This is a genomic window from Acinetobacter sp. Colony158, from assembly GCF_019264745.1.
GTDB lineage: Bacteria > Pseudomonadota > Gammaproteobacteria > Pseudomonadales > Moraxellaceae > Acinetobacter > Acinetobacter ursingii.
Window position 1 is genome coordinate 2,209,336 of sequence record NZ_CP078523.1, and the last position, 724, is coordinate 2,210,059.

A 724-nucleotide genomic window follows, 5' to 3' on the forward strand; every position below is an offset into this window, starting at 1 on the left:
AGGGTAGATTGGTTCAACAAAAAGCGTGTACACAGTGCACTGGGTTATGTATCGCCTTTTGAGTTTGAAGCAATGTACTATGATAAGATTAATCCGTTAGGTCAGGTGGCCTAACTTAAATAAAAAAGTCTCCGACAAACCCGGTACGGTTCATGATGTTCAATAGTACCGAATTATTCTGCATCATTGATGATTTCTTTCTTAAATTTGAAGCAACTTATTGGAAGTTTCTCAAACAAAGTCGTCGCTCTGTAAGAATTCGACCAGCCCAGCTGAGTCTCTCAGAAATACNTTTTATCGCCATTTGGTATAAGTGTTCTCATTTCAACAATTTCAAAGCTTTCTTTTCATGGTTGAAGCAGGATAAAAATCATTTATTTAAACGCTTACCCTGTTACCAAAGGATGATTCACCTGATCAATATGCATCAATTAGCTCTACATGCTTTACATGTCGCTTTGATGAAAGGTGAATACAAACAATATTTATGGATTGATTCAACGACTCTGCCTGTCTGTAAAAATCAGCGTATTCAGCGTCATAAATCATTAGCCAAGATTGCATCTCGCGGTAAAAGTTCAATGGGATGGTTTTATGGCTGTAAGTTACATATCGTGATGAATCAATTCGGTGAGATCGTTAGCTCAGGCTTATCTAATGGGCATGTTGCTGACATAAAAATGGTTGAACAATTGGTTGAAGGCTTAGACGCAAAGCTTTATGC

General features: G+C 37.6%; 2 protein-coding genes. Both read left to right on the forward strand.

The window, feature by feature from the left end; translation table 11 throughout:
- Positions 1 to 114 (forward strand): IS3 family transposase (locus JR005_RS15145; protein WP_324064675.1); only part of this gene is annotated, 114 nt, incomplete at its 5' end.
- Between the two features lie 41 nt (positions 115 to 155).
- Positions 156 to 724: IS982 family transposase (locus JR005_RS09035; RefSeq protein WP_228731674.1), on the forward strand; the 569-nt coding region annotated here is incomplete at its 3' end.